Genomic DNA, 8,795 nt, shown 5'->3' on the forward strand with positions numbered 1-8,795 from the left:
AGTTAAATGATATAAGGATATGCAGATTTAATCATTTAATCAGAATGGCATCTTTGCAGACAAAAACAGGCCTGTGATCAGCCTACCTTTTTCCGTATAGACTCGAGCTGAACACCAATATTGGTAAGCATTTGAGCAATACTATCCGTATTGATCTCACTTTCATCATACTCGGTTAAATTAATATGACAGGTAAATTCCCATAATTCAAGAATCTCATTTACAGGAACATAATAAGGATCATACTTCTTATTATCCGATACCATAAGCAGGCACTGGTGCTCTTCGATCTTATCATAAACCCTCTTGTAAACCAAACCATCATTATGGGTTAGTACGATATAAGTACTACCACTGTTCAGGTGATGAATATCTTCAAGATAACGGGCAATGATAAAAGAGCCGCTTTTGATCGGCAGCATGGAATCTCCCTTGATCGGAAAAGCCCTGTGCTTTCCGACTGGTAAAAAAGGTAGTTTCAAACTATTCAGGCTCTCGATGTATTCAGGATCCGAATAGCCTCGCAGGTATCCGGCCGAAGCGTCATCCGCAACAATTTCAACCATATCCTCATTAGCTTCATTGACCTTGATGGGAAACAATATGCGTTGATTTCCAATATGAATAAAGGAAGCATCCTCCGACTTGGAAAGGTCGTTTTTGATCAGTACATCGATAGGGAGATCGAAATAGTCCGAAAGTGCTATCAGTATCTCTACCGGGGGTGAAGATCTTCCCTGTTCATAAGACGCTACTCGCTCTCTGCTGATCTCCAGTTCATTGGCAAAAAACTCCTGGGTATGATTCTTAAGCTCTCTCAGATGTTTGATGTTATTTGCAATAAAATTCATAATGGTACATATATTATCAAGGTTTGGTACAAATATAACCTAAATTTGTAACATATTCCAATATTTCTTTTTAACGTCTTACATGTATCTGAATACACATACCTATTACAGCTTGCGCTACGGCACCATAAAACCTGAAGAGCTTTTACAGCTGGCTCAGCATAAAGGGCTGAAATACTTTGCTTTAACTGATATAAACAGTACGACAGCCTGTATCGATTTTGTACGCCTTTCCTCCAAATACGGTATTTCACCCGTGCTGGGGGTTGATTTTAGAAACGGTGTACAACAAGAGTTTGTGCTGCTGGCCCAAAGCAATAAAGGATTTCGGTATATCAATGAATTCCTGAGCAGCCTGCTCCATCAAAAAAAGTTTTATGTAGCAGAAGAACCCCCTATCCTACCGGAAGTTTTTGTGATCTACCCTTTTTCAAAACAACTTAAAAGGCCTTTAAACCATAATGAGTTTCTGGGTATAAGGCCCGAAGAGCTGCCCAAATTAAAATTCACTCGTTCTGTATGGCCCATGGAAAAACTGGTGATCCTGCAAACAGTCTCCTTTCAAAACAAGAAAGGTTTTAATACCCATCGCCTTTTAAGAGCTATAGACAACAACACTCTGTTGAGCAAACTTCCTCTTTCTGAACAGGGAAAAGAAACCGATATTATGTTGTCTTTTAAGGAACTCAACGAAGTTTACAAAGACTATCCGCAGCTCATCCAAAATACCCAAAGGGTTCTGGAACAGTGCCATATCAGTTTTGATTTTGAGAACCAGGTTCCTAAAAACCAAAAGACCTATACCCAAAATGAAGATCTGGATTTCAGGTTAATGCGAAAACTTGCCTATCAGGGCTTGAAATACCGCTATAAAAAACTGGGGTCTCGCATTTTTAACCGCCTGGAAAAAGAACTGGAGATCATTCAGCAAAAACAGTTTGTATCTTATTTCCTGATCAACTGGAAGATCCTGAAATATGCCCGAAGCAAAGGATATTACTATGTTGGCAGAGGCAGCGGGGCCAACAGTATCGTGGCTTACCTTTTGAGGATCACAGATGTGGACCCTATTGAGCTTGACCTTTATTTTGAACGATTCATCAATCTATACAGAAAGAATCCTCCTGATTTTGATATTGATTTTTCCTGGAGAGACAGGGATGACATCACTAATTTTATTTTTAAAACGTTTAAGAACACCGCACTGATCAGTGTATATAATACCTTTAAATTCAGAGCTTCGGTACGTGAACTTGGAAAGGTTTTTGGCTTGCCCAAAGAGGAAATCGACAAGCTCAGCAAAAGACAGTTTCATATAGACCAGCTGGATTTTTTATCAAAACTGGTCATTGCCTACAGTCAGTTTATCGAAGGGTTTCCCAATTACCTGGGTATACATGCCGGAGGGATTCTGATCTCGGAAAGACCAATTTCTCATTATACTGCTACTTTTTTACCCCCAAAAGGTTTTTCTACAACAATGTTTGACATGGTGGTTGCAGAAGATATAGGGCTCTATAAGTTTGACATTTTAAGCCAGAGAGGTTTAGGAAAGATCAAAGAAGCCGTTGAGATCGTTAAGTACAACAGGCCGGAGATTCCTCCTATCGACATTCATGACATCAAGCGCTTTAAAGAAGATAAAAAAATCAAATACCTATTAAAAAATGCCAAAGCCATCGGCTGTTTTTATGTAGAATCCCCTGCTATGCGAATGCTGCTTAAAAAATTGCAGGTCGATAATTATCTCGGCCTTGTGGCAGCAAGTTCTGTAATTCGCCCCGGGGTATCAAAATCAGGAATGATGCGGGAATATATTTTAAGATACCGTCATCCGGAAAAGAGAAAAGATGCCCACCCCATACTTCTTAAAATTATGCCTGAAACTTACGGGGTCATGGTATATCAGGAAGATGTGATCAAGGTTGCCCACTATTTTGGAGGGCTTACCTTAGGTGAAGCAGACATGCTTCGAAGAGGTATGTCCGGAAAATTCAGGTCCCGGGAAGAGTTCCTAAAGGTTAAAAATCAGTTTTTTGAAAACTGCAGGCAAAAGGGACATTCGTATGAATTAACGGCTGAGATCTGGAGACAGATAGAAAGTTTTGCCGGCTATGCCTTTGCCAAGGGGCATTCCGCCTCTTATGCGGTAGAAAGCTATCAAAGTTTATTCTTAAAAGCGTACTACCCTCTTGAATATATGGTAGCAACCGTCAATAATTTTGGAGGGTTTTACAGAGTAGACCTGTACCTGCACGAAGCCAGAATGCACGGGGCCGTGATCCATCCGCCGGATATCAACAAAAGCAACTATGAAACACGTATAGAAGGAAAACACATCTATCTGGGTTTTATCCTGCTCCATTCTTTTGAAGTAGCCAATGCCAGGAGAATCGTGGCGGAAAGAGAAAGGAAAGGTATCTATACCGATCTTGATGATTTTATTGAACGAGTACCCATTTCAATTGAGCAGATCTCTGTTCTGATAAAAATCAATGCCTTCGCATTTACGGGAAGGAATAAACGAGAACTGTTATGGGAAGCTTATATGAAGATCAATAAAGTCAATCTGGAAGAGCAGGTCGTAACCTTGTTTAAAACAGAAAAAATCTGTTACCGAACTCCTGACCTTCCCAGTTCAAAATATGAAGATGCCTTTGATGAGATCGAATATCTTGGCTTTCCTTTATGTGATCCTTTTGAATTGATAACCAACAAAATAGACTCTTATATTCAAGCCAAAGAACTCCCTGAACATATTCATAAAACAGTGATTACTTATGGCTATTATGTAACGGCCAAAAACACATCTACCCATAAAGGGGACAGAATGTATTTTGGAACTTTTTTAGATCGAAACGGCGATTATATCGATACGGTGCATTTTCCTCCTGTGGCCCGAAAGTTTCCTTTCAGAGGGAAGGGGGTTTATCAGCTGATCGGAAAAGTAATGGAAGAATTTGACAGTATCAGTATTGAGATCAGCAGTATGAAAAAACTTGATATGATGCAGGACCCTCGCTATGCCGAAGAACAAAACAAACAGATCATCACATGATACACCTAAATGAAAGAAATATCCTTCACATGGACCTTGATACTTTTTTTGTTTCCTGTGAAAGACTCATCGACAGCAGATTGAACAGTAAACCTGTATTGATCGGAGGAACTTCTGACAGGGGGGTCGTGGCTTCCTGCAGCTACGAAGCACGCAAGTTTGGCATTCACTCTGCCATGCCCATGCGTATGGCCAAACAACTTTGTCCTGAAGCTGTTGTACTCAGGGGCAATTCAGGAATCTATTCAAAATATTCTAATATGGTAACCGATATTATTAAAGAAAATGTACCTCTTTATGAAAAGTCATCCATTGATGAATTTTATATTGATCTTTCCGGAATGGATAAATTTTTTGGCTCCTATAAACTTGCATCCGAATTGAGAAACAAGGTCATTAAAGAAACCGGATTACCCATCTCTTTTGGTTTATCGATCAACAAAACCGTTGCAAAGATCGCAACAGGAGAAGCCAAACCCAATAACCAGATCAAGATCGGCAAAGGCAATGAAAAGCCATTTCTGGCTCCTTTATCGGTAAGAAAAATTCCCATGGTGGGAGAGGTGACTTATAAATCACTTTGCGACCTGGGTATTAAAAAGATCAGAACCGTACAGGAAATGCCTTATGAAATGATGTCCAAGGTCCTGGGGAAAAACGGAGGTACCATCTGGAAGAAAGCCAATGGTATAGACCCTACTCCTGTGATACAATATCAGGAACGGAAATCCATCTCTACTGAAAGGACCTTTGACCGTGACACGACCGACGTTTTAAAACTTAAAAGTATTCTGACAGCTATGGCTCAGGAGCTCACTTACCAGCTTAGAAACGGAAATAAACTAACGGCCTGTGTTTCCGTCAAGATCCGGTATTCTGATTTTCAAACCTATACCATGCAAAGACGCATTCCATACAGTGCCTCTGACCACAGTATCTTTCCTGTAGTTATGGAACTCTTCAAACGACTGTATCAGCGCCGTTTACTGGTTAGGTTGATCGGAGTAAATTTCAGCCATCTTGTTGAGGGAGGGCACCAGATCAACTTATTTGAAGACAGTGATAAAGTGATCAGCCTTTATCAGGCTATGGACCGTATCAGAAAACGTTATGGAAGCCGAGCCGTAATTAATGCTTCAGGAATGGGGGCCAAAAGTATTGGAAGAGGAAATCCTTTTAATGGAGAGGCTCCTCCCTTACTTGCAAACAGAAGAAGATAAGGTCTAAAAACAACTGAAATTCATAAGTGATCAGCTTTACGCCTTGCTCTTACCTGACAGGTTCCTGCCCAATTCTTTAATGCGTTCATCAACTAAGTAATGAACTGAGTTTTTGGTATAAGATCCTTGCTTCAATCTTCTGCCTGCCGGATGTCCCGTAAGAATTTCAAGCCCCTGATCAACGGTATCTACAGACCAAATATGAAATTTGCCTGCTTTTACTGCTCGTACCACCTCGGGTTTAAGCATCAGGTTATCTATGTTTGAGCGAGGGATAATTACACCTTGCTCAGAATTCAAACCAAACTGCTTACACACCTCAAAATAACCTTCAATTTTCTCATTGACTCCTCCAATCGGTTGAATCTGTCCTTTTTGATTTACCGAGCCTGTAACTGCAATCCCCTGTTTTATCGGTAATCTAGACAATCCAGATAAAATGGCATACAACTCGGCACTGGAAGCACTATCACCTTCAATTTCTCCATAACTCTGTTCAAAAACAAGGCTGGCCATCATACTGATCGATTTATCCTGCGCATAATGATCACGAAGGAAGCCATTGATAATGAGTACCCCCTTACTATGAACAGGGCCACCTAATTTTACTTCTCTCTCAATATCAATGATGCCTTCTTTACCTGAAGCTACCGCTACAGTAATTTTGTTAGGGCGTCCAAACATGATATCTCCAATATCCATAACCGAGATGCCATTGATCTGCCCTGTTTTCTCTCCCTCAAGTTCGATCATCAGGGTATTTCTTCTGATCAATTCATTTATCTTTTCCTGAATGAGATTGGACCTGTAATATTTACTTTCTATGGCCTTTTCTATATGCCCTGAAGTGATTTTATTCTTCTTATCGGACAAAGCATAATAATGAGCTTCCTGCAAGATCTTGCTCAATTCCCCAAAACGAATCGAGATGCGTTTCTGATCCTCAGCCAATCGGCAGCTTTCTTCCAAAATCCGTTCAATGCCACTAAGATCGACAGGCAGTAACTCATCTTCTTTTTCAATTTTAGATATGACGGATGCAAAATCCCGGACATGAGCCGCGGTATAGCTCATCGAAGTATCAAACTCAGCTTTAACCCGGAATAATTCTTTAAAATCTTCATCCCATTTATACAATAAATAGTATAAAATGGGAGGTCCGATCAAAATGATCTGTACCTGTAACGGAACAGGCTCTGGTTTTAAACTTTTGGCACTCATGAACCCAAATCTTTCGCTGGCGTCCTCAATAACAATCTGAGCATTATTTAGCGCTCTTTTCAAACTGTCCCATGAAAAATAATTCAAGAGAAGATCCCTTACCGGGATAATCAGGTATCCACCATTTGCTTTATGAAGTGCCCCTCCTCTAATCAAGGTAAAATCAGTTACCATGGTTCCCATATCTGATTCATGCTCAACTTTACCAAACAAATTATTATAGGTGGGATTGAATTCCATTACTATAGGTGCCCCCTGAAGTTCCGTATTATCTGTGATAATATTGACATCATATTCCAGCCATTTTTTATCAACACCTGTTGTTAGGGCGGGGGAAGGACGGCCTACCTCTAAAAAATTTGACAAATTATTTATAATATCGGATTTGATTTCCTCAAGATGTTCAAGAACATCCTCATTATCCTTGTATTTATCCCGCAGTTCTTCGAGTAATAATTCAATGGCATAAATCGAAACAGAATCGTCAAGTTCAATCAGCGCCTTATTGCGTTCTCTTTCCAGCGCTCTGTTTTTACGTAACAGAGACTTCAATTCCTCCATAATCATGTCTCGCTTTCGAAGAATATCATCCTGCTTTTCTTTCGTGTAATTCTTAAATACTGTATCGCTGGTCGGATTGCCCCTATCGTCAATCGGAACGACAATGATTTCAATAGGGGTCCTGCTGATGGCAAAACTATTCTCCTGCGCCCTTTTATAGATTTTTTTGAAAAGTTCTGCTTCCTGCTGTTTAAAATGATCAATAACTCCCTGCCTTTTATTGGCATATTCCTTACTTTCAAAAGCTCGAATCAGTGCATCTCTTGCTTCTTCTATCAACTGTCCAATTTCATTTCTAAAAATAAGGGCTCCTCCCTTTTTCAAATTGATTCGTTTAGGGCAATACGGATCTTTAAAATTGTTAACATAACACAGGTCTCCCGGAGCTTCTTCTGTCCTGGCTCTTTCTTCCAAAAAACTCTTTAATGCTTTTAACTTACCGCTTCCCGGATATCCTGAAACGTAAATGTTAAATCCGGTTCCCTTATTACCAATTCCAAATTCAAAGGCCTCCAGGGCCCTCTGCTGTCCGATAATAAACTTGGGACGGGTTTGCTTGCGTATCTGAGACCATTTTTCATATGAAAAATCGATTTTTCGTCTTAATTTATTAAACTTAAGCTTATTTTTTTGAGGGACAGACATGACAAAGGCTTTAAAACACCTTGTAATTTACATTATTCCCGATGGAAATAAAATGACCAAAATCATTCCTTTTGTTGATCCTGAGCGTTTTTATTGAAACAGTTCGGGATTCTTTACCAAAACATTTTTATTAGAACGCATGAAGTAATCAGCTATTCTTTTATACAATTTCAAATGATCTTCCACTCCACTCCAGTCCCATTCTTCATTGATTTCATCAAAAGGACTGTGTATATCTCCAAAATTTAGTTTTGGTGCAATTTCTCCCCCAAGTAATCGATCTCCTGCCCAAAGGGTAACTGACGGAATACCTCTTTTTAAAAAGGATGCGGAATCAAAGTTTTTATTCATTGCATCAACCCATTCTGGAGGGTTATACATCCAGCCAGAACGTTGGGCTGTAAGAATAATCTCATCAACAAAATCTACTCCTTGTCTTGGCATCATAAAAAAATCACTTCGCTTACCTGATACATTGAACCCGTCAAAATTCAAACAAAAGATGATCTTCTTCGTTTCAAAAACAGGTTGCTCGAGATAAAATTCCGCTCCGTGTTGACCGAATTCTTCTCCTGCTGTTGCTATAAACACAAGGTTCACCGGTGGCAACTTTTCATTTTTATAAATTCTTGCAAGCTCGATCAAGGCCGCTACTCCAACAGCATTGTCCCGAGCCCCGTTATATATTGAATCCTCAGTACCTTCCGTTTTGCGTATACCGTATCCATCATAATGAGCAGTAAAAACCAAAGATTTTTCTGTAGGTTCTGAAGCACTTATAATTCCTATGATGTTTGCTTCAGGTTCTTTTTGATCCGGATAAGGAAAATATTGTTTATAGGTACCGTCTTTTAATGGCTGCAATCCTAACTTTTGAAACTGCTCACTGATGTAGTCTCCCGACTTCTGTATTCCTTTGCTTCCAGCTCCCCTTCCCTCCATTTTATCTGAAGACAGTATAGTTGTATGAGACTTGAAATTATCAATAATCTGGGCCGTCAGTATATCATAGTTAAAAATAATCAACAGACAGCAAATTAACTTCAGGGAAATGTTGTTCATGCCAATGGGTTTCTATTAAAGACCCCTTCAAATTGAATATGTGACATAATTATTGGAATTTTACCAAAAAAAAACCTCCGATACGATTGTATCAGAGGTTTTAAAAGAAAGGCAACGACTTACTCTCCCACCAGTGGCAGTACCATCAGCGCTGATAGGTTTAACTTCTCTGTTCGG

Annotated in this window: 5 protein-coding genes; 2 read left to right on the top strand and 3 right to left on the bottom strand. The window is 39.7% G+C overall.

All coding sequences use genetic code 11. From position 1 onward, the window contains the following. Nucleotides 1-77: 77 nt before the first annotated feature. Nucleotides 78-851, bottom strand: a complete 774-nt coding sequence (locus LCM02_RS07810) for an XRE family transcriptional regulator (RefSeq protein WP_224927762.1) — start codon at nt 849-851, stop codon at nt 78-80. A gap of 82 nt (nt 852-933) precedes the next feature. Between LCM02_RS07810 and LCM02_RS07815 the strand changes: the two genes are divergently transcribed. Together LCM02_RS07815 and dinB are read left to right on the top strand one after the other, a co-directional pair. Beyond that, a complete protein-coding gene (locus LCM02_RS07815) occupies nt 934-3,909 on the top strand; it encodes a DNA polymerase III subunit alpha (RefSeq protein ID WP_224927763.1) in 2,976 nt (991 codons plus the stop codon). Then, complete coding sequence (gene dinB, locus LCM02_RS07820) at nt 3,906-5,129, top strand: DNA polymerase IV (RefSeq protein ID WP_224927764.1); 1,224 nt, start codon at nt 3,906-3,908, stop codon at nt 5,127-5,129. The genes LCM02_RS07815 and dinB overlap by 4 nt, the downstream gene beginning before the upstream one ends. A 36-nt stretch (nt 5,130-5,165) precedes the next feature. Here the strand turns inward: dinB and LCM02_RS07825 are convergent, their stop codons facing one another. Together LCM02_RS07825 and LCM02_RS07830 are read right to left on the bottom strand one after the other, a co-directional pair. Next, nucleotides 5,166-7,556 carry a Lon protease family protein gene (locus LCM02_RS07825; RefSeq protein WP_224927765.1) on the bottom strand — a complete coding sequence of 797 codons (2,391 nt, stop codon included), beginning with the start codon at nt 7,554-7,556 and terminating at the stop codon, nt 5,166-5,168. Nucleotides 7,557-7,646: 90 nt separating this feature from the next. Continuing rightward, nucleotides 7,647-8,618, bottom strand: a complete 972-nt coding sequence (locus LCM02_RS07830) for a M20/M25/M40 family metallo-hydrolase (RefSeq protein WP_224927766.1) — start codon at nt 8,616-8,618, stop codon at nt 7,647-7,649. Between the last annotated feature and the right edge of the window lie 177 nt (nt 8,619-8,795).

The sequence above is a fragment of the Lutimonas saemankumensis genome (assembly GCF_020171465.1).
Lineage (GTDB): Bacteria > Bacteroidota > Bacteroidia > Flavobacteriales > Flavobacteriaceae > Lutimonas > Lutimonas saemankumensis.